Genomic DNA, 20,607 nt, shown 5'->3' with positions numbered 1-20,607 from the left:
GGATCAGCACCGGCTCGGCGGGGTAGTTGCGGGCGACGGGCACCATGGGGTGGTGATCCGCTTCCTGCTGAACCTGCTGTGGCTCGTGTTCGGTGGCGGCCTCGTCCTCGCCCTCGGCTACGGCGTGGCCGCCCTGATCTGCTTCGTCCTGGTCGTCACCATCCCGTTCGGCGTCGCCTCGCTGCGCCTCGCCTCGTACGCGCTGTGGCCGTTCGGGCGCACGATCGTGCCCAAGCCGGGCGCCGGCGTGCCCTCCGGCCTGGCGAACGTGCTCTGGGTGCTGCTGGCCGGCTGGTGGCTGGCCCTGTCGCACATCCTCGCCGGGGTGGCGCTGTGCGTGACGATCATCGGCATCCCGTTCGGGGTGGCCAACTTCAAGCTGGTCCCGGCGGCGCTCTGGCCGCTGGGCCAGGAGGTCGTCGAAACCCCCTGAGTTCATGATCCGGAACGACGTCTGGTTGCCCCGCTCTCGCCTCGGCGTGGCGCACCGACGCCATGTCCCTGAGGTGGCGGCATCTCCCGTCCCTTGATCGACTCCACCTCGGCGAAGTGGTGGCATCCCGACGCCGTGATGCCACCACTTCGGCGGACTGGAGTCGATCAAGGGCGTGTTCTCGCTCAACGGGAGGACCTTGAAAATGCCCTCGGCGGGAACTCCGGCGAGCCAGGTCACCACCGCTCGGGCGTCCTAGGAGGGTGGGGTGGTGGCGGACGGGCGGGAACGCGTCGGTCCGCCCGTGACGATCAAGGGCGGGCTACGGTCGGTGGTGTGGAAGATCGCAACGAGGTGATCGCGGCGCTCAAGGCCGATCCGGCGATGTCGGGCCTGCGCCGGTCGCTGGAGTTCTACCACGGTGATCCGGCGCGGGAGGCGGCGCTCGACGCGTTCTACGCACCCCTGGTCGGAGCCGGTGACCTGGTCTTCGACGTCGGCGCGCACGTCGGCGACCGGCTGGACAGCTTCCGCCGCCTCGGCGCCCGGGTGGTCGCCGTGGAGCCGCAGCCGCTCTGCGCCCGGGCGCTGCGGGCCCTGCACTCCGGCGACGGCGCGGTGACGGTGGTGGAGGCGGCCTGCGGGCGGGCCGCCGGACCGGTGCGGCTGCACGTGAACTCCGCCAACCCGACCGTCTCCACCGCCTCCCGGAGTTTCGTCCGCGCCGCCGGCCGGGCCGCCGGCTGGGAGGGCGAGACGTGGGACGGCGAGATCGAGGTGGCCGGCACCACGCTTGACGCGCTCGTCGCCGCTCACGGCGTCCCGGCGTTCGTGAAGGTGGACGTGGAGGGCTTCGAGGACGCCGTGCTGGCCGGGTTGAGCCGTCCGGTGCCGGCGTTGTCGTTCGAGTTCACCACCATCGCCCGCGACCTGGCCGAACGCTGCCTGGATCGGCTCACCGCGCTCGGCTTCACCGGGTTCGCCGTGGCGCTCGGCGACGAGATGGCGTTCGCCGCGCCGGGCTGGCGGTCGGCCGCCGAGGTGGCGGCGTACCTGCGCGCGCTGCCGCACGAGGCCAACTCGGGCGACGTGTACGCGCGGATCTGACCTCGGTCCACTTCGGACAGCATCTTCGGCACCACATCGACCCTGCTCACCGCCCTGATCGGCACATCCGCTGCCCGACCGCTTTTTTCAGGCGTCGAACTTAGCCGTGTTTCGTTACCTGGCCGTTATTGACGTGACCGGCGCCACTTCGGTTGACTGCCACGGAACCGCTACCGCAACCGGTTCCGAAACACCCCCCTCATCCCCGCGACCCGGGAGCGTCACGTGCCGATCACCATCGCCGACGTCGCCACCCGCGCCGGGGTGAGCAAGACGACCGTGTCCCGGGTGCTCAACGGCAAGGGCGAGGTGCACATCCGCACCGCCGACCGGGTCCGCGCCGTCATCAGCGACCTCGGGTACGTGCCCAGCGCCCGCGCGGTCGGCCTGGCCCGCGGGCGTACCCGGGTGGTGGGCATGCTGGTGCCGGCGCTGACCTGGCCCTGGATGGGCGAGGTGCTCCAGGGCGCGGTGGACGCGGTCGAGGCCGCCGGCTACGGCATGCTGCTGTTCACCTGCACCCACGGCGACGAGTCGATGCGGCGGTTCGCCTCCCAGGTCTCGGCCAAGTCCTTCGACGGCCTGCTCGTGGTCGAACCGGAGGGCACGCTCGACTACATCACCGGGCTGCACCGGCGCGGCCTGCCGGTCATCCTCATCGACGACCGCGGCCACCAGCCCGGCTTCCCCTCGGTGCGCACCACGAACGAAGCCGGGGCCCGGGCCGCCGCCGTGCACCTGCTGGCGCTCGGACGCCGCCGGCCGCTCGTCGTCACCGGCCTGCGCCGCTTCGGCTGCACCCGGGAACGGCTCGCCGGCTTCGCCCACGCCTACGCCGAAGCCGGCGTACCCGTGGAGGCGATCCGGGTGGTGGAGGGCGACTTCACCTTCGAGTGCGGGCGCGCGGCGGTGCGACGGCTGCTCGCCGACGACGCGCCGTTCGACGCCGTCTTCGCGCACAACGACCTCTCCGCCGCCGGCGCGCTCCAGGCGCTACGCGACGCCGGCCGGCGCGTCCCGGAGGACGTGGCGGTGGTCGGCTTCGACGACCTGCCGCTGGCCGGGCACACCCACCCGCCGCTCAGCTCGGTGCACCAGCCCATGCGGGAGATGGGCGCCGCCGCCGCCCGGCTCCTCATCGCCCACCTCACCGGCACCCCGCTACCCGACGCCCCGACCGTCATCCCGACCCGCTTCGCCGCCCGCGCCTCCACCGGCGTCACCTGACCCCGATACCGCCGAACCCGGCGACCACGCCGGCGGGCACCCGCCCGCCGGTGGCACCACCGCACACCCTTCATCCACCACATCCCGCCCGAGACACGCGGGACCACCGAGGGAGACCTCCATGAGAAGAAGGCAACTCCTCGCCGTCGCGCTCGCCGGCGCGATGGTCACCACCACGGTCGCCGCCTGCGGCGACAGCCCCAACGCGGAGAAGAAGAACGGCCAGGCCGCGACCGTGCTGAACGTCGGCATGCCCAACGGTCCGCAGGCCGAGAACAACAACCCGTTCCTCACCACCTCGGCCGCGGCGTCGCTCGGCTACCGCTGGCAGATCTACGAGCCGCTGATGATGTGGAACCCGGTCAAGCCGGCCGAGCCGTTCAAGCCGTGGCTGGCCACCAAGGCCGAGTGGTCGGCGGACTACAAGTCGGTCAAGGTGACCGTCCGGGACGACGCCACCTGGTCCGACGGGCAGAAGGTCACCGCCGAGGACGTGGCGTTCACCTACAACCTGGTCCAGAAGTTCCCGGCGCTCAACGACCAGGGTGTGCCGTACACCGGCGCGACCGCGAGCGGCAACGACGTCACGATCACCATGTCCAGCCCGCAGTTCGTCAACCAGCAGAAGGTGCTGTGGCGGGTGCCGATCGTGCCCAAGCACCTCTGGGAGAAGATCGCCGACCCGACCACCGACCCGGTGAAGCAGCCGGTCGGCAGTGGCCCCTACACGCTCAAGTCGTTCACGCCGGCCACTACCACGCTCACCGTGCGCGACAGCGGCTACTGGCAGGACGCGCCGAAGGTGAAGGAACTGCGCTTCACCTCGTACACCGACAACAGCGCGCAGACCACGGCGCTCGCGAACGGCGAGTCGGAGTGGAGCTTCGTCTTCATCCCCAACTACCAGACCGTGTTCGTGGCCAAGGACGAGAAGAACCACAAGGTGTGGGCGCCGGCGGTGCTTGGTATCCACGGCCTCTACCTGAACACCACGAAGAAGCCGTTCGACGACCCGACGCTGCGCAAGGCGATGAACATGGTCGTCGACCGGGCGGACATCTTCACCACCGCCGAGGCCGCCTACTTCCACCCCGAGGTCAAGAGCGTCACCGGCCTGCCCAGCCCGGCCGGTGACTCGTTCATCGCGCCGGAGTACCAGGGGCAGGAGCACAAGGTCGACGTCGAGGGCGCCAAGACGCTGCTCACCGGCGCCGGCTACAAGCTCGACGGCACCACGCTGAAGGACAAGACCGGCAAGCCGGTCACGATCAAGCTGACCGACCCGGCCGGCTGGTCCGACTACCAGACCAGCCTGGAGATCGTGAAGGACAACCTGTCGAAGATCGGCATCGCGGCGACCATCGACAAGGCCAACCAGGACGCCTGGTTCCGCAACGTGGAGCAGGGCAACTTCGACGCCACGTTCCGGTGGACCGAGAGCGGCGCGACGCCGTACGACATCTACCGGACGATCATGGACGGTCGGGTGCTCAAGCCGATCGGCACCGCCTCCCCCGCCGGCAACTTCGGCCGCTTCGACAACAAGACGGCGACCGACGCGCTCGTCTCGTACGCCAACGCGACCGACGACGCCACCCGCACCACGGCGCTCGCCACGCTGCAGAAGATCTTCGTCGAGGAGACGCCGATGATCCCGGTCGGCGCGGACAACATCGGCGGCGCGTACAGCGCGAAGAACTGGACCGGCTGGCCGGACGACTCGAACCCGTACGGCGCGCTCCAGCCCACCCAGCCCAACGCGCTGGACGTGGTGCTGCACCTCACGCCGACCGCCGGCTGACCCGGCGTCGCCTCTCCGGCCGGCCCGCGCCGGCCGGGGAGGCGGCCCCCGTCCCTCACCCCGGCAACCCCAGACAGGAATTCGGCATGACGACGACCGAGAGCGCCCCGGCGCCGGCCGACGAGGTGGTGCTGGAGGCCGTCGGCCTGACCAAGCACTTCCCGGTCCGCCGGCGGCTGCGCGACCTCCTCTCCCGGACCCCGGCGGCGGTGCACGCCGTCGACGACGTCTCGATCGCGCTGCGCCGCGGCCGGGTGACCGCGCTGGTCGGGGAGTCCGGCTCCGGCAAGTCCACGGTGGCCCGGCTGCTGGCCCAGCTCTACCCGCGCACCGCTGGCGACATCCGGCTGCACGGCGTCTCGACCCGGGTCCGCGGCGGACGCCGGTTCCGGGCGTACGTGCGCCAGGTGCAGTTGATCCTCCAGGACCCGTTCGCCTCGCTGAACCCGGTGCACACCGTGCGCTACCACCTCACCCGGTCGCTGCGCATCCACGGCAACGCCGGGTCCGGCCCGGACGAGTTGGAGAAGGCCCTGGCCGACCTGCTCACCCGGGTCAGCCTCACCCCGCCGGAGCGCTACCTCGACGCGTTCCCGCACGAACTCTCCGGCGGCCAGCGCCAGCGCGTCGCGATCGCCCGGGCGCTCGGCGCCGACCCCGACGTGCTGCTCGCCGACGAGCCGGTCTCCATGCTCGACGTCTCGATCCGCCTCGGCGTGCTCAACCTGCTCCAGGACCTGAAGGACCGGCTCGACCTGGCCATCCTCTACATCACCCACGACATCGCCTCGGCCCGCTACTTCGCCGACGAGACGATCGTGATGTACGCCGGGCGGATGGTCGAGGGCGGCGACAGCGAGACGGTCACCCAGCGGCCGGCCCACCCGTACACCAGGTTGTTGATCGACTCGGCGCCGGACCCGGAGCGGATCACCGGCGCGGTCACCGACGCCGACGCGGCGGGCGAGCGCGGTCACGGGGAACCGCCGAGCCTGATCCGCCCGCCCGGCGGCTGCCGGTTCCACCCGCGCTGCCCGCACGCGATGCCCCGGTGCAGCGCGGAACTGCCGCCGCCGATCCCGATCGACGACCGGCCCGGGCACTGGGCCGCCTGCTGGCTGTTCGACCCGGCCACCGCCACGGCCGGGAAGGCCGACGCCACCGCCACGGCCGGGAAGGCCGACCCCACCGCCACGGCCGGGAAGGCCGACCCCACCGCCACGGCCGGGAGCGCCGACCCCACCGCCACGGCCGGGAGCGCCGACGCCACCGGACGGGAGGCGAGCCGATGAGGTTCCTGCTGCAACGGATGGCCTTCTACCTGTTCACCGCCTGGGCGGCGATCACCCTCAACTTCTTCATCCCGCGGATCGTGCCGGGCGACCCGGTGCAGGCGCTGATCTCCCGCAACCAGGGCCGGATCAGCGCCGACTCGATCGCGTCGCTGCGGGTGCTGTTCGGGCTGGACTCCGACCGCAACCTGTGGCAGCAGTACGTCGCCTACTGGGGCCAACTCCTGCACGGCGACCTCGGTTTGTCGTTCACGTTCTTCCCGGCGCCGGTGTCCGAGGTGATCGGGAGCAGCCTGCCGTGGACCGTCGGCCTGGTCGGTGTCACCACGATCATCAGTTTCCTGCTCGGCACCGCGCTCGGCGTGGGCGCCGGCTGGCGGCGCGGCTCGTGGGTCGACGGGCTGCTGCCGGCCACCACGTTCCTCTCCTCGATCCCCTACTTCTGGCTGGGGCTGGTGGCGATCGCGTTGTTCGCCGGGCCGGGCAGCTTCTTCCCCTCCTCCGGCGGCTACGAGCCGGGACTGGTGCCGGCGTTCGACGCCTACTTCATCCCGAGCGCGATCCAGCACAGTCTGCTGCCGGCGGCGACCATCCTGGTCTCCTCGATGAGCGGCTGGATCCTCAGCATGCGCAACATGATGGTCACCGTCGCCAGCGAGGACTACATCACCGTCGCGCACGCCAAGGGGCTCTCCGAACGGCGGGTGGCGCTGAGCTACGCCGCCCGCAACGCGCTGCTGCCGAACGTCTCCGGCTTCGCGCTGTCGCTGGGCCTCATCGTCGGCGGAACGCTGCTCGTGGAGATCGTCTTCTCCTATCCGGGTCTGGGATTCCAGCTCTTCCAGGCCGTCGGCTACAAGGACTACCCGCTCATGCAGGGCATCTTCCTGATCATCACGATCTCGGTCCTGGTGGCGAACCTGCTCGCCGACGTCGCCTACCTGCTCCTCGACCCGCGGACCCGAAAGAGCTGAGCGATGACACTTTCCCCGTCCAGCATCGACCAGGTCACTCCCGGCCAGGGGGCGGTGGCCCAACCGTCGGCCCGGCCCCGACGCCGCCGGTTCCGCTTCGTCGCCAACCCCAAGGCCGCCACCGGCCTGGCCATCCTCGGGGTGTACGCGCTGCTGGCGGTGATCGGGCCGTGGATCGCGCCGTACGACCCGGACGCGCGCGGCGCCGACGTGCTGCAGGCGCCCTCGGCCCGGCACTGGTTCGGCACCACCCACCTCGGCCAGGACATCTTCAGTCAGATCCTGGTCGGCGCGCGCAGCGTGATGGTGGTGGGGCTGATCGCCGGCGTGCTGGCCACCGTCCTGTCCATCCTGATCGGGGTGACCGCCGGCTACCTGGGCGGCGCGGCCGACGAGAGCCTGTCGGCGCTGTCCAACGTGTTCCTGGTGATCCCCGCGCTGCCGCTGATCATCATCGTGGCGTCGCTCGTCGACCAGGCCGGCGAGCTGCTGGTCGCGCTGATCATCGGGCTCACCTCGTGGGCCTGGGGCGCCCGGGTGCTGCGGGCACAGACGCTGTCGTTGCGCCGCCGCGACTACGTCGAGGCCGCCCGCGCCACCGGCGAGCGGACCTGGCGGATCATCGGCTTCGAGATCCTGCCCAACCTGACCGCGATCATCGCCTCCGGCTTCGTCGGCACGGTGATCTTCGCGGTGATGTCGGAGATCACCCTGGCGTTCATCGGCATCTCCTCGGTGTCGTCGTGGAACTGGGGCACCATCCTGTTCTGGGCGCAGGGCCAGCAGGCGCTCGCGCAGGGCGCCTGGTGGTGGTTCGTGCCGGCCGGGCTGGCCATCGCGCTGCTCGGCACCGCGCTCGCGCTGATCAACTTCGGCATCGACGAGTTCGTCAGCCCCCGGCTGCGCACCGGCGGCCGGACCCGGATCCGCACCGCCGACGGCCGCACCGTGCGGATGCGGGTGGGCTTCACCCCGGTGCTGGCCCCGAAGGCCGCCGCCGTGCCGATGCAGGACAGCCGGAAGGACGTTGAGCCGTGAGCGCGAGGAGCGCAGCGCAGCGGAGCCCCGCAGTCGCGAACGAAAGGAGGGCCCGATGAGCGACCAGGTGCTGGAGATCCGTGGGCTGTGCGTCGACTACGGTGTCGGCGCGGACGCGGTGCACGCGGTCCGTGACGTCGACCTGACGCTGCACCGGGGCGAGGTGCTCGGCCTGGCCGGGGAGAGCGGCAGCGGCAAGTCCACCCTGGCGTACGGGCTGACCCGGCTGCTGCCCCCGCCCGGCGTGGTCAGCGGCGGCCAGGTGATCTACCACCCGGTCGACGGCCCGCCGGTGGACGTGCTGACGCTCAGCCCGGCCCGGCTGCGCGAGTTCCGCTGGGCGGAGACGTCGATCGTGTTCCAGGGCGCGATGAACTCGCTCAACCCGGTGCACAAGGTCTCCACCCAGCTCCTCGACGTGATCAAGGCGCACGAGCCGGGGAGCACCGCGTCCGGCCGGCTGGCCCGCGCCAAGGACCTGCTGCGGCTGGTCGGCATCGCCGGCGACCGGCTGGACAGCTATCCGCACCAGCTCTCCGGCGGCATGCGGCAACGGGTCATGATCGCGATGGCGCTGGCGCTGGAGCCACAACTGGTCATCATGGACGAACCGACCACCGCGCTGGACGTGGTGATGCAACGGCAGATCCTCAGCCAGCTCGCCGAACTGCGCGAACGGCTCGGCTTCGCGGTGCTGTTCATCACCCACGACCTGTCGCTGCTCGTGGAGTTCTCCGACCGGATCGCCATCATGTACGGCGGTCGGATCGTCGAGGAGGCGCCCGCCGCCCGGCTGTACGCCGAGCCGCTGCACCCGTACACCGAGGGGTTGCTGCACTCGTTCCCGGCGCTGCACGGGCCGCGCCGCGAGTTGACCGGCATCCCCGGCTCCCCGCCGGACCTGCGTGCCATGCCGGCCGGCTGCGCGTTCCACCCGCGCTGCCCGAAGGCGTTCGACGGGTGCGACGAGCGGGTGCCGGTGCTGGGGCCGCCCGGCGTCGACGATCCGACGCGGGCCGTCGCGTGCTGGCTGCACCCGGCCGTCGCACCCCTGCCCCGCTGACCCGCCCGAGCCCACCGCTACCGCGAGGAGAACCATGGACACCGACCTCAACCGCCCGAGTGTGGGTCAGGCCGACCCGATCGACACGCTGCCGCCGACCTTCCGGTGGGGGGTGGCGACGTCGTCGTACCAGATCGAGGGCGCGGTGGCCGAGGACGGCCGCACCGCGTCGATCTGGGACACCTTCTGCCGGGTCCCGGGGGCGGTGGCCAACGGCGACCACGGCGACGTGGCCTGCGACCACTACCACCGGATGCCGCAGGACGTGGCGCTCATCGCCGACCTGGGGCTGGACACCTACCGGTTCTCGGTGGCCTGGCCACGGGTGCAGCCGGGTGGGCGCGGCCCGGCCAACGCGGCCGGGCTGGGCTTCTACGACCGGCTGGTGGACGAGCTGCTCGGCCGGGGCGTCGACCCGTGGGTGACGCTCTACCACTGGGACCTGCCGCAGGAGCTGGAGGACGCGGGCGGCTGGCCGAACCGGGACACCGCCTACCGCTTCGCCGACTACGCGGAGCTGGTCTTCGCCGCGCTCGGCGACCGGGTCCGCACCTGGACCACGCTCAACGAACCGTGGTGCTCGGCGATGCTCGGGTACGCCTACGGCGACCACGCCCCGGGCCGGCGGAACCTGGGTGACGGCATCGCCGCCGCGCACCACCTGCTGCTCGGGCACGGCCTGGCCACCCAACGGCTGCGCGCGGCGGCGCCGGGTCCGGTCGAGCTGGGTCTGACGCTCAACCTGACCACCGCCGACCCGGCCACCGACAGCGCGGCGGACCGGGACGCGGCCCGGGCGGCGGACGGGCTGGGCAACCGGCTCTACCTCGATCCGGTGCTGCGCGGCACGTACCCGCAGGACGTGGTCGCGGACCTGGCCGCCGAGGGGGTGCGGATCCCGGTTGAGGACGGTGACCTGGCGGTGATCGCCACCCCGATCGACGTCCTCGGGGTGAACTACTACTTCGGGCAGTTGCACTCCGGGGTGGACGAGCAGGGCCGGGAGCGCGACGACAACGGCAGGCCGGTGCGCCGGGTGGTCCGCCGGGACCTGCCGCGCACCGCGATGGACTGGGAGATCGTGCCGGAGTCCTTCACCGACCTGCTGGTGCGGCTGCACCGCGACTACCCGGGCGTGCCCATGGTGATCACCGAGAACGGGGCGGCGTTCGACGACCGGGCGGACGCCGACGGGTTCGTGGCCGACGACGACCGGGTGGCGTACCTGACCGAGCACCTGCGGGCGGTGGCGCGGGCCCGGGCGGCCGGCGCGGACGTGCGCGGCTACTTCGCGTGGTCGCTGCTGGACAACTTCGAGTGGGCGTACGGCTACGACAAGCGGTTCGGCATCATCCGGGTCGACTACGACTCGCAGCGCCGCACCCCGAAGCGCAGCGCGTTGTGGTACCGCGACACCGTTCGGCGGGTGCGCGGGCAGCGCTGACCCGACCTGTCCGGGGTGGCCGCGCGGGAGCTTCCCGGGTGGCCGCCCCGGCGCGCCCCGGGCCACTTTTTTCATGCCTTGACATAAGGCGGGATGAGCGGTTTTCTCATTTGCGGATGTCGATTCACCGGAAGGAGCATCCGTGTCTCCCACCACCGTTCCCCGCCTCGCCGGCCGCGTCGCCCTGTCGCTCTGCCTCACCGCCGGCGCCCTCGTCCCCACCACCGCGGCCCACGCCGCCGGCGAGACCGTCAACATCTGGCTCACCACCACCTCCGACGCCGGCGGCCGGACCGTCACCCGGGGGCTGCAACAGCAGAGCCCGACGAGCTTCGCCCCCACCAGCGCCGGCGCCACCCACACCATCACCGTCGACGAGAACACCCGGTACCAGCCGTTCGAGGGCGCCGGCGCGTCCATCACCGACACCACCGCCCACCTGCTGCGCGGCGGCGCGGTCAGCGCCACCACCCGGGACGCGGTGATGCGCAAGCTGTTCAGCCCCACCGACGGCATCGGGCTGTCGTTCGTGCGCAACCCGATCGGCGCGTCCGACCTGTCCCGCCCCGGCAACGTCTCCCTCGACGACACCTGCTGCGACCTCAACGACTTCGGGGCGAACGGCTACGACACGAACGTCGAGCTGCTCACCGCGCAGGCCCGGCAGCTCAACCCGGCGCTGCGGGTGATGGTGGTGCCGTGGAGCGCCCCCGGCTGGATGAAGGACAACGGCCGGATGGACCAGATGGGCTGGCTGAAGTGGGAGCACTACGCCACCTACGCCCAATACCTGGTCAAGACCATCCAGGCGTACGCGGCGCGCGGCGTGAAGGTCGACTACCTGTCGGTGCAGAACGAGCCGAACTGCTGCCAGTCCGGCAACCCCACCGCGATGGACTACCCGGGCATGAGCTGGAACGCCTCCGGCCTGGTCGAACTGACCAAGAACTTCGTCTACCCGGCGTTCCGGGCCGCCGGCCTCACCACCAAGGTGCTCGTGCACGACTGGAACTACGGCGACTACGCCACCATGGGCACCGGGTTGCTCGGCGACTCAGGCGTGCGTGACGACCCGCTCTTCGGCGGCATCGCCTGGCACGGCTACTTCGGCGACCCGGCGGTCGGCAGCCAGGTCCGCGGGCAGTATCCGGCGGTGCCGCAGTTCAGCACCGAGCACTCCGGCGGCACCTGGATCACCAACCAGCACAACGAGGACATGGCCGACATCGTCACCTACGCCCGGAACTGGAGCCGCAGCGTGGTGAAGTGGAGCCTCGCGGTCAACCAGAACATGGGCCCGCACAACGGCGGCTGCGGCACCTGCACCGGCCTGATCACCGTGCAGGAGGGCGGCGCCCGGGCCGGCCAGGTCGACTACACCATCGAGTACTACACCACCGGGCACCTGACCAAGTTCGTCCGGCCCGGCGCGACCCGGATCGACTCCACCGCCGACGGCGCCGTGCCGAACGTCGCCTACCGCAACCCGGACGGCTCCAAGGCGCTGCTCGCGCACAACGGCGGCACCTCGGCGCAGTCGGTGCGGGTGGTGTGGGGCGGGCAGTCCTTCACCTACACGCTGCCGGCCCGCACCACCGCCACGTTCACCTGGTCCGGTGCCCCGTCCGGCGGCGGCCCGACGCCGACCGGCCCGGTCACCGGCATCGGCGGCAAGTGCCTGGACGTCACCGACAACGCCAGCGCCGACGGCACGCCGGCGCAGATCTGGAGCTGCACCGGCGGGACCAACCAGCAGTGGACCCGGGCCGCCGACGGCACGCTCCGGGCGCTCGGCAAGTGCCTGGACGTGGCCGGTGGCGGCACCGCCGACGGCACGAAGGTGCAGCTCTGGACCTGCAACGGCACCGCCGCCCAGCAGTGGACCTGGACCGCCGGGCGGGACCTGGTCAACCCGCAGGCGAACAAGTGCCTCGACGTCACCGGCAACACCTCCGCCGACGGGACGAAGACGCAGGTGTGGAGTTGCACCGGCGGCGCCAACCAGAAGTGGACGCTGCCGTCCTGACCAGCGTGGCCGGGTCGGCGGAAACGCCGGCCCGGCCCGTCAGCGTCCGCGCGGCCGTCGCGCCGGTGGTGCCGGGCGGAACGCCGGTTCGCGGGGCACGCCGCCGTCGCGCAGCAGCCGGGTCATCGGCAGGGTGGCCGCGCCCATCGCGACCGCGTCCGGTCCGAGCCGGCACAGCTCGATCGAGGTCTGCGCGTACGGCTGGCGCAGCGCGTGCCGCGCGGTGGCCGCGCGGATCGCCGGCAGGTGGCGCTCGCCGAGCGCCAGCCCGGCCCAGCCGCCGAGCACCACCCGCTCGGGGTTGAACAGGTTCACCAGGTTCGCGACGCCGGCGCCCAGGTAGCCGACCGTCTCGTCGATCACCTTCGCGGCGGTGCGGCCGGTGGCGCGCAGCAGCTCGCCGAACGCGGTCTCCTCGTCCCCGCCGGCCGCCGGTCGACCCCGGTTGGCCTGCCGGAACCGGTCGAGCACCCCCTCCGCCCCGACGTACGCCTCGAGGCAGCCGTGGTTGCCGCAGCGACAGCGCCGCCCCCCGTACACGATGGTGGTGTGACCCCACTCGCCGGCGCTGCTGTGCGCGCCGCGGTAGCCGACGCCGTCGGCGACCACGGAGGCGCCCACGCCGGAGCCGACCAGGGCGACCACCGCGTGCCGGACGCCCCGACCGGCGCCGAACCACATCTCGGCCTGGCCGAGCGTCTTGGCGCCGTTGTCGACGTGCACCGGGACGTCGGTGCCGGCGCGCAGCATCGCGCCGAGCGGGACGCCGTCCCAGCCGAGGGTCTGGGCGTGCACGACGGCGTCGGCGGTGCGCTCGACCGTGCCGGCGACGGCGACGCCGAAGCCGAGCACCGCGGCCGGGTCGACGCCGGACTGCTCGGTCACCGCGGCGAGGCCGTGCCGCAGGTGGTCGGCGACCCGCGCCGGGTCGGGCTCGGCGGCGGCGATCGGGTATTCCGCCTTTGCCAACGCGGTCATGCTCAGGTCGAACAGCTCGACCTGCACCCGGGTCTCGCCCACGTCGGCGCCGACCAGGTAGCCGTAGCCGGGGGCGACGCGCAGCAGCACCCGGGGGCGCCCGCCGTCGGACTCGACCGAGCCGGCCTCCTCGACCAGCCCTTCGGCGATCATCTCGCCGACCAGGTTGCTCACGCTGGCCAGGCTCAGCGCGGTCGACTGCCCCAGCTCGTGCCGGCTGAGCGGGCCGTCCAGCCAGATCCGGGTGAGCAGGACCGACCGGTTGGCCCGGCGCATGTCGCGCACCGTGGTGCGTCTGGCGTCCACGTCCGCCGCCGTCCTTCCCCCGGCCGCCCGCCGGCGACCTGCTTTCACGTCGTGAACCAAGTGGTGACAGACTACTGCGCATTTACATTTAACAAAGTTAACTGATAGCCTGCGGCGCATCGACGAGGAGGTATGTCATGCGACTCGGACGTCTGATCACCGCTGTGCTCGGTGGCGGCGCGCTGCTCGCCGCCACCGTCGCCCTGCCGGCCGCCAGCGGCGGGGCGACCGCGCGCGGCGCGCTCGTGGCGTGCGACGCGCCGGCCTGGGCCGAGGGCGTCACCTGGACCGCCGGCAGCCGGGCCAGCTACGCCGGCCGGCTCTACCAGGCGTTGGTGACGCACACCCCGCCGCCCGGCGCGGGCTGGAACCCGGCCGCCGTACCGGCGCTCTGGACCGACCTCGGCGCCTGCACCGGCGGCGGCACGCCGTCACCCAGCCCCACCACCCGGCCGCCGTCACCCACCCCCACCGCGTCCCCCTCCCCCACCCGGACGCCCACGCCGACCCCGACCGCCACCGGCGGTGGCACCTGCGCGCTGAAGTCCCGGCCCGGCGGGAAGGTGCTCCAGGGCTACTGGGAGAACTGGGACGGCGCGGCCAACGGCGTGCACCCCGGGCTCGGTTGGATCCCGATCACCGACGCCCGGATCACCGGGCACGGCTACAACGTCGTCACCGCCGCGTTCCCGGTCATCCGCGCCGACGGCACCGTGCTGTGGGAGGACGGCATGGACGCCGGCGTCACGGTGCCCACCCCGGCGCAGGTGTGCCAGGCCAAGGCCGCCGGGCTGACCGTGCTCCTGTCCATCGGCGGCGCCGCCGCCGGCATCGACCTCAGCTCCGCCACGGTCGCCGACCGGTTCGTCGCCACCGTCGTGCCGATCCTCAAGCGGCACAACTTCGACGGCATCGACATCGACATCGAGACCGGGCTCACCGGCAGCGGGAACATCAACCAGCTCTCGCCGTCGCAGGCCAACCTGATCCGGATCATCGACGGGGTGCTGGCCCAGATGCCGGCCGGTTTCGGGCTCACCATGGCGCCGGAGACCGCGTACGTCACCGGCGGCAGCGTCACCTACGGCTCGATCTGGGGCGCCTACCTGCCGATCGTCAAGAAGTACGCGGACAACGGCCGGCTCTGGTGGCTGAACATGCAGTACTACAACGGCTCGATGTACGGCTGCGCCGGCGACTCGTACCCGGCCGGCACGGTGCAGGGCTTCACGGTGCAGACGCAGTGCCTGAACAACGGGCTCAGCGTCCAGGGCACCACGATCCGCGTCCCCTACGACAAGCAGGTCCCCGGCCTGCCGGCACAGCCCGGCGCGGGCGGCGGATACCTGAACCCGTCGTCGGTGGGCCAGGCGTACCGCTCCGTCCCCGGCCTCAAGGGGCTGATGACCTGGTCGATCAACTGGGACGGGTCGAAGGGTTGGACGTTCGGCGACAACGTCCGCGCGCTCCAGGGCCGCTGACACCGTGGGGCCCCGCGCACCACGCGGGGCCCCACGGCTGGCGTCGGGCCGCACATCCTGCGAGGCTGACTCTCGTGTACGACTACGACCTACTGGTGCTGGGATCAGGACCGAGTGGACAGAAGGCGGCCATCGCCGCGGCCAAACTGGGACGACGGGTGGCCATCGTCGACCGCCGCGACATGCTCGGCGGGGTGTGCATCAACACCGGCACCGTGCCGTCCAAGACGCTGCGCGAGGCCGTCCTCTACCTGACCGGGCTGAGCCAGCGTGACCTCTACGGCAGCAGCTACCGGGTCAAGGAGGACATCACGGTCGCCGACCTGGCCGCCCGCACCCAGCACGTGATCACCCGGCAGACCGACGTCATCCGCAACCAACTGGCCCGCAACCGGATCGCGATGATCACCGGCACCGGGCGGTTCGCCGACCCGCACGCGGTCTGGGTCGACGCCGGCTCCGGCCGGGAGACCCGGGTCAGCTTCGACAAGGCGGTCATCGCCGCCGGCACCCGACCCGCCCGCCCGGACAGCGTCGACTTCGACGACCGGACCATCGTCGACTCCGACGGCGTCATCAACCTCCAGGCCGTGCCCCGCAGCATGGTGGTCGTCGGGGCCGGCGTGATCGGGATGGAGTACGCGTCGATGTTCGCCGCCCTCGGCACGAAGGTGACGGTGGTCGAGCGCCGCGACGGGATGCTCGACTTCTGCGACGACGAGATCGTCGAGTCCCTCAAGTACCACCTGCGGGACCTGTCGGTGACCTTCCGCTTCGGCGAGGAGGTGGCCGCGGTGGAGAAGCACCGCACCGCCGCGCTCTGCGTGCTGCGCAGCGGCAAGAAGATCGTCGCCGACACGGTGATGTACTCCGCCGGCCGGCAGGGGCAGACCGACGACCTCGCGCTGGAGGCGGCCGGGCTCACCGCCGACCACCGTGGCCGGATCGAGGTCGACGCCAACTACCGCACCGCGGTCGACACCATCTACGCCGTCGGCGACGTCATCGGGTTCCCGGCGCTCGCGTCCACCTCGATGGAACAGGGCCGGCTGGCCGCGCAGCACGCCTGCGGCGAACCGGCCCGCACCATGTCGGAGCTGCAACCGATCGGCATCTACACCATCCCGGAGATCAGCTTCGTCGGGAAGACCGAGGACGAGCTGACCGAGGCATCCACCCCGTTCGAGGTGGGCATCGCCCGCTACCGGGAACTCGCCCGGGGGCAGATCGTCGGCGACTCGTACGGCATGCTCAAACTGCTCGTCTCCCCGGACGACGGGCGACTGCTCGGGGTGCACGTGTTCGGCACCGGCGCCACCGAGATCGTCCACATCGGGCAGGCCGTCATGGGTTGCGGCGGCACCGTCGACTATCTGCTCGACGCGGTGTTCAACTATCCGACGCTCGCCGAGGCGTACAAGGTGGCGGCGCTTGACGCCGCCAACAAGATCCGCAACATCACCCGGATCGACGGCTGAGCGGGGGCGGGGTCAGCGGCCGGTGGCGTAGCCCTGGGCGCCGCGGGGGTTGGCGGCGGCGGACAGGACGCCGGTGCGCGGGTCCCGGGTGACCGCGCACAGCCGGCCCAGGCTCCACGGGCCGGAACGGCGGACGGTGTGCCCCCGCGCGCCCAGCGCGGCCAGCACGTCCGGGTCGATCCGGTCCTCCACCACCAGCACGCCCGGCTCGATCTCGCGGGGGTGGAACGACGCCGGCAGGCTCGTGGTGTGCCACGCCGGGGCGTCGATCGCCTCCTGCAACTCCACGCCGCCGGCCAGGTGGCGCAGCAGGAACAACAGCTGCCACTGGTCCTGCTGGTCACCGCCGGGCGTGCCGCAGGCCAGCACCGGCTCGCCGTCGCGCAGCACGAGCGTCGGGCTCAACGTGGTACGCGGACGCCGGCCCGGCCGCAGCGTCGAGGCGAGCCCCTCCTCCAGCCAGCACATCTGCAACCGGCTGCCCAGGGGGAAGCCCAGCTCCGGGATGACCGGCGAACTCTGCAACCACCCGCCGCTCGGCGTGGCCGAGATGATGTTGCCCCACCGGTCGACCACGTCGACGTGACAGGTGTCGCCGCGGGTCACCCCGTCGGCCCGGACCGTGGGCTCGCCCGTGGTGGGATCCGGCGGGCCGGCCCGCCGGGCGGCGTCGGCGTGCAGGTGCGCCGGCAGTCGCGGCGACGCGCCCGCCGGGCGGCCCGGGCGCAACGCGGTCGAGGCACGGTCACCGATCAGCGCGGCCCGCTCCCGCGCGTATCCGGGCGACAGCAGCGCCCCGCCCGGCACGTCGGTGTCGCCGTACCACGCCTCCCGGTCGGCGAAGGCGAGCTTGAGCGCCTCGGCCTGGGCGTGCATCCCGTCCACGGTGGACGGATCGAGCACGGCGGGATCGTCGAGCGCGTCGAGCGTCGCGAGCGTCTGCAGCAGCACCGGACCCTGGCCCCAGAAACCGGTTTTCGCCACCGTGTGCCCACGCCAGTCGAGCGTGACCGGCTCCTCCCAGGTGGCCGACCAGCCGGCCAGGTCGTCGCCGGTGACCAGCCCGGCGTGCGGCCGGCCGCTGGAGTCGCGGAACGGAAGACGGCTGAAGCTGTCGACCGCCTCGGCGACGAAACCCTCCCGCCAGGCGCGCCGGGCCGCCTCGATCTGCGCGGTCCGGTCCGCCCCCGCCGCCCGGCCGGCGTCGACGAGCCGGCGCAGCGTCTCCGCGTACGCCGGGTTGGTGACCATCTCCCCCGACGCCGGTGGCCGGCCGTGGCGCAGCCAGAGATGCGCGGAGGTCGGCCAGTGCTCGGTGAACAGCGCCCGGACCCGGTCGATGGTCTGCCCGGCGGCCCCGACGAGCGGATGGCCGGCGGCGGCGTAGCCGATCGCCGGTGCCAGCACCTCGTCGAGGGAACGGGTGCCGTGGTCCCGCAGCAACAGCAGCCAGGCGTCCACCGCGCCGGGCACCACCGCGGCCAGCGGGCCGGAGCCGGGCACCAGATCCAGACCGAGCGCGCGGAAGTGCGCGACGGTGGCGCCGGCCGGGGCCGGACCCTGGCCGCAGAGCACCCTCGGGGTGGGATCGCCGGCGGTGGCCAGCACGGCCGGCACCTCGCCGCCGGGACCGTTGAGGTGCGGCTCGACCACGTGCAGCACGAACCCGGCGGCGACCGCGGCGTCGAAGGCGTTCCCGCCCCGCTCCAGCACGCCCATCGCGGACTGGCTGGCCAGCCAGTGCGTCGAGGAGACCATGCCGAACGTGCCCCGCAGCGTCGGCCGGGTGGTGAACGTCATCGCGGCTCCTGGGGTGGGTCGGCGGCCCGCCGAGCCTACGCCGTGCCGCCGCCGGACTCGCCCGCGTCGCGGGCCTCGCCGGTGGCACGGGCCGCCGGCCCGGCGGCCGGGTGCCGCTCGCCGTCGAGCGGGAACAGGCAGGCCGCGTGGTGGTCGGCGCCGACCTCGGCCAGCGCCGGGTCGGTCTCGGCGCACTCCGGGCGGGCCTGCGGGCAGCGGGTCCGGAAGCGGCAGCCGCTCGGCGGGTCCACCGGGCTGGGGATGTCGCCGGAGAGAACGATGCGGCGGCGTTCCCGCTCGACCCGCGGATCGGCCACCGGCACCGCCGACAGCAACGCGGCCGTGTACGGGTGGGCCGGCCGCCGGTAGATCCGCTCCGGCGGCCCGGTCTCGACGATGCGACCGAGGTACATCACCGCGATCCGGTCGCTCATGTGCTCCACGGCGGACAGGTCGTGCGCGATGAACAGGTAGGTCAGCCCGAGGTCGCGTTGCAGGTGCCGGAGCAGGTTCATGATCTGCGCCTGCACGCTCAGGTCGAGCGAGGCGATCGGCTCGTCCAGGACGATCAGGTCCGGCTCGCCGGCCAGCGCGCGGGCCACCCCGACCCGTTGGCGCTGGCCACCGGACAGCTCGTGCGGGTGCCGGCCGGCGGTGTCGGCGCGCAGGCCGACCAGGTCCAGCAGCTCGGCCACCCGGTCCCGGCGGGCGGCGGCGGACCCGGCCAGCCGGTGCACGGTCAGCGGCTCGGCGATGCTGTCCCCGACCGTGCGACGCGGGTCCAGCGACGCCTGCGGGTCCTGGAAGACCATGGCCACGTGCCGGCGCATGCCGCGCAGGCGACGCCGGGACAGGCGGGTCACGTCCGCGCCGGCCACCCGGACCCGCCCGGCGGTCGGATCGACAAGTCGCATCAACGCCAGACCGGCGGTGGACTTGCCGCTGCCCGACTCGCCCACCAGACCGAGCGTCTCGCCCCGGCGTACCGCCAGGGTGACGCCGTCCACGGCGCGGACCAGGCCCGCCGGGGTCGGGAAGTGCACCGCCAGGTCGTCCAGCTCGGCGACCACGTCCGCGGCAGTCATGACGTCTCTCCCGGGTAGAAGGTGCGGACGGTGTGCCCGGCCCCGACCGGCGTCAGCGGGGGCAGCTCGTGCTCGCACCGGGGGTCGGCGCGCACCGGGCAGCGCGGCCAGAACGCGCAACCGGGCGGCAGGTCGAGCGGGCTCGGCGGGGCGCCCGGGATCGCCACCAGATCCTCGCCCCGCCGGTCCGGGTCCGGCCGGGCCGCGAGCAGGGCCCGGGTGTACGGGTGGCCCGGCGCGTCGAACACGTCGTCGACCGGCCCCTGCTCGACGATCCGTCCGCCGTACATCACCGCGACGGTGTCCGCGATGCCGGCGACCACGCCCAGGTCGTGGGTGACCCAGACGACCGCGGTGCCGAGCCGCCGTTGCAGGTCGGCGACCAGCTCGACGATCTGCGCCTGGGTGGTCACGTCGAGCGCGGTGGTCGGCTCATCGGCGATCAGCAGGTCCGGCTCGCACGCGAGCGCCATGGCGATGACGACGCGCTGGCGCATGCCGCCGGAGAACTGGTGCGGGAAGGCGTCCACCCGCTGCGCGGCGGACGGGATGCCCACCAGGTCGAGCAGCTCCACCGCCCGGGCGCGGGCGGCACGGCGGGTCAGCCCCAGGTGTTCCTCGGCCGCCTCGGTGACCTGCCGGCCCACCGGCAGCACCGGGTTGAGCGACGTCATCGGGTCCTGGAACACGAACCCGACGTGCCGGCCGCGCAGCTTGCGGCGGCGGTCGTCGGGCAGCGCGCTCAGCTCGGTGTCGAGCAGCCGCACCCGGCCGGTGACCGTCGCGGCGCGCGGCGCCAGGCCGGTGGCCGCGAGCAGCGTCATGCTCTTGCCGCTGCCGGACTCGCCGACGAGCGCGAACGTCTCCCCGGCGCGGACCTGCCAGGACACCCCGGCCACCGCCCTGGCCGGCCCGCGCCGGGTGCCGACGGTGACGGTGAGGTCCTCGACCGAGAACACGGCCTTCTCGCTGCTGTGCTGGCTGGGCATGCGCTCGTGGCCCTCGCTCCGCTCGGTGCGCTCGCTCATGCGGTGCTGGCTGGGCATGCGCTCGTGGCCCTCGCTCCGCTCGGTG

16 protein-coding genes are annotated in these 20,607 nt (G+C 72.8%); 12 read left to right on the top strand and 4 right to left on the bottom strand.

What is annotated here, in order from left to right; translation table 11 throughout:
* The first annotated feature begins 52 nt into the window (after nt 1–52).
* The 10 genes from O7613_RS09765 to O7613_RS09720 all read left to right on the top strand — a co-directional run bounded on the left by O7613_RS09765 (nt 53) and on the right by O7613_RS09720 (nt 12,405).
* Entirely contained in the window at nt 53–433 is a 381-nt protein-coding gene (locus tag O7613_RS09765; protein WP_281590298.1) for a YccF domain-containing protein, read from the top strand.
* A gap of 384 nt (nt 434–817) precedes the next feature.
* Complete coding sequence (locus tag O7613_RS09760; protein WP_282294513.1) at nt 818–1,540, top strand: FkbM family methyltransferase; 723 nt, start codon at nt 818–820, stop codon at nt 1,538–1,540.
* 225 nt (nt 1,541–1,765) lie between these two features.
* Nucleotides 1,766–2,767, top strand: a complete 1,002-nt coding sequence (locus tag O7613_RS09755) for a LacI family DNA-binding transcriptional regulator (protein ID WP_281589466.1) — start codon at nt 1,766–1,768, stop codon at nt 2,765–2,767.
* Between the two features lie 121 nt (nt 2,768–2,888).
* Complete coding sequence (locus tag O7613_RS09750; RefSeq protein WP_282293405.1) at nt 2,889–4,568, top strand: ABC transporter substrate-binding protein; 1,680 nt, start codon at nt 2,889–2,891, stop codon at nt 4,566–4,568.
* Between the two features lie 86 nt (nt 4,569–4,654).
* A complete protein-coding gene (locus O7613_RS09745; protein WP_282293402.1) occupies nt 4,655–5,860 on the top strand; it encodes an ABC transporter ATP-binding protein in 1,206 nt (401 codons plus the stop codon).
* Nucleotides 5,857–6,834: an ABC transporter permease gene (locus O7613_RS09740; RefSeq protein WP_282293400.1), complete on the top strand. Its 978-nt coding sequence runs from the start codon at nt 5,857–5,859 to the stop codon at nt 6,832–6,834. The genes O7613_RS09745 and O7613_RS09740 overlap by 4 nt, the downstream gene beginning before the upstream one ends.
* Before the next feature lie 3 nt (nt 6,835–6,837).
* Nucleotides 6,838–7,872 (top strand): ABC transporter permease, encoded by a 1,035-nt coding sequence (locus O7613_RS09735; RefSeq protein WP_281589473.1) that lies wholly within the window; start codon nt 6,838–6,840, stop codon nt 7,870–7,872.
* A 55-nt stretch (nt 7,873–7,927) separates the two neighbouring features.
* On the top strand, nt 7,928–8,935 hold the full coding sequence (locus O7613_RS09730; RefSeq protein ID WP_282293398.1) for an ABC transporter ATP-binding protein: 1,008 nt from the start codon (nt 7,928–7,930) through the stop codon (nt 8,933–8,935).
* A gap of 34 nt (nt 8,936–8,969) precedes the next feature.
* Nucleotides 8,970–10,379: a GH1 family beta-glucosidase gene (locus O7613_RS09725; RefSeq protein ID WP_282293397.1), complete on the top strand. Its 1,410-nt coding sequence runs from the start codon at nt 8,970–8,972 to the stop codon at nt 10,377–10,379.
* Nucleotides 10,380–10,521: 142 nt separating this feature from the next.
* On the top strand, nt 10,522–12,405 hold the full coding sequence (locus O7613_RS09720; RefSeq protein WP_282293396.1) for a ricin-type beta-trefoil lectin domain protein: 1,884 nt from the start codon (nt 10,522–10,524) through the stop codon (nt 12,403–12,405).
* A 39-nt stretch (nt 12,406–12,444) separates the two neighbouring features.
* Here the strand turns inward: O7613_RS09720 and O7613_RS09715 are convergent, their stop codons facing one another.
* A complete protein-coding gene (locus O7613_RS09715; protein WP_282293395.1) occupies nt 12,445–13,689 on the bottom strand; it encodes an ROK family transcriptional regulator in 1,245 nt (414 codons plus the stop codon).
* A gap of 137 nt (nt 13,690–13,826) precedes the next feature.
* Here O7613_RS09715 and O7613_RS09710 point away from each other — a divergent pair, with 137 nt between their 5' ends.
* Together O7613_RS09710 and sthA are read left to right on the top strand one after the other, a co-directional pair.
* A complete protein-coding gene (locus O7613_RS09710) occupies nt 13,827–15,170 on the top strand; it encodes a glycosyl hydrolase family 18 protein (protein WP_282293393.1) in 1,344 nt (447 codons plus the stop codon).
* Nucleotides 15,171–15,244: 74 nt separating this feature from the next.
* On the top strand, nt 15,245–16,648 hold the full coding sequence (gene sthA, locus O7613_RS09705) for a Si-specific NAD(P)(+) transhydrogenase (protein ID WP_281589483.1): 1,404 nt from the start codon (nt 15,245–15,247) through the stop codon (nt 16,646–16,648).
* Nucleotides 16,649–16,660: 12 nt separating this feature from the next.
* On the opposite strand, the gene O7613_RS09700 is transcribed toward sthA, so the two are convergent.
* The 3 genes from O7613_RS09700 to O7613_RS09690 are packed head-to-tail and all read right to left on the bottom strand — an operon-like array spanning nt 16,661 to nt 20,561.
* Nucleotides 16,661–18,448: a gamma-glutamyltransferase family protein gene (locus tag O7613_RS09700; protein WP_282293388.1), complete on the bottom strand. Its 1,788-nt coding sequence runs from the start codon at nt 18,446–18,448 to the stop codon at nt 16,661–16,663.
* Between the two features lie 35 nt (nt 18,449–18,483).
* Complete coding sequence (locus O7613_RS09695; RefSeq protein ID WP_282293386.1) at nt 18,484–19,533, bottom strand: ABC transporter ATP-binding protein; 1,050 nt, start codon at nt 19,531–19,533, stop codon at nt 18,484–18,486.
* Nucleotides 19,530–20,561: an ABC transporter ATP-binding protein gene (locus O7613_RS09690; RefSeq protein ID WP_281590302.1), complete on the bottom strand. Its 1,032-nt coding sequence runs from the start codon at nt 20,559–20,561 to the stop codon at nt 19,530–19,532. The genes O7613_RS09695 and O7613_RS09690 overlap by 4 nt, the downstream gene beginning before the upstream one ends.
* Nucleotides 20,562–20,607 lie beyond the last annotated feature (46 nt).

The organism is Micromonospora sp. WMMD975, from assembly GCF_029581215.1.
Classification (GTDB): domain Bacteria; phylum Actinomycetota; class Actinomycetes; order Mycobacteriales; family Micromonosporaceae; genus Micromonospora.
Note: the sequence above shows the minus strand (reverse complement) of the source record. Positions and strands in the feature narration are given on the sequence as shown.